An 854-nucleotide genomic window follows, 5' to 3' on the forward strand; every position below is an offset into this window, starting at 1 on the left:
TTGTTGTAAGTAGTGCTTTTTTCATTCACTTACTTAATTTCAAAATCCGAAACGCTCCTTGAATTACCAAAATAAAAACGATTGTTCCGATAATTAAATCAGGTTTACTCGAACTCAACCAATTTACCAAAATTCCAGCAATTATTACTCCTAAATTTATAATCACGTCATTTGATGTAAAAATCATACTCGCTTTCATATGAGCCTCTTCTTTGCTTTTTGACTTTTGCAAAATGTAAAGACAAATTCCGTTTGCGATAAGTGCAAAAATAGAAACGATAATCATTGTCGAAAAATCGGGTAATTTCTCGTCTCCGAAAAATCTTCTTAAAACTTCCACAAATCCGATAATCGCAAGTGTAATTTGAAAATATCCAGCAAGTTTTGCAATCCGCTTTTTCTTAACTATAGTTCCTCCAACCGCAAACAAACTAATTCCGTACACGAAACTGTCGGCAAGCATATCCAAACTGTCTGCAACAAGTCCCATTGATTTTGAGACAATTCCTGTTGTCATTTCGATAATGAAAAAAGCAAAATTGATTGCAAGTACAGACCAAAGTAGCTTTTTTTGGTTTGCGTTTTCTTTAAATTCCGTTTGGTCGGTTTGTTCCGTTGAGATTTTTTTTCCGCATAAATTCAGTTCGATAACTGACTTTTCGATTTGGTCAATTTCTCCGCTGTGAAAAACAGTCAATTTTCGATTCGGAATATCAAAGTCCAGATTCGCAATACTTGAAATTCCGTCCAATTTCATTCGGATTAGATTTTCCTCTGAAGGACAGTCCATTTTGGTAATTTCAAATATCGTTTTATTCACTCGGTTTCTGGGTTTTTCGGCATTACTTACAACG

1 protein-coding gene is annotated in these 854 nt (G+C 34.4%); it reads right to left on the bottom strand.

What is annotated here, in order from left to right; genetic code table 11:
- Positions 1–25 precede the first annotated feature (25 nt).
- Complete coding sequence (locus tag HM982_RS18410) at positions 26–820, bottom strand: cation transporter (protein ID WP_179354778.1); 795 nt, start codon at positions 818–820, stop codon at positions 26–28.
- Between the last annotated feature and the right edge of the window lie 34 nt (positions 821–854).

The sequence above is a fragment of the Winogradskyella vidalii genome (assembly GCF_013403955.1).
GTDB lineage: Bacteria > Bacteroidota > Bacteroidia > Flavobacteriales > Flavobacteriaceae > Winogradskyella > Winogradskyella vidalii.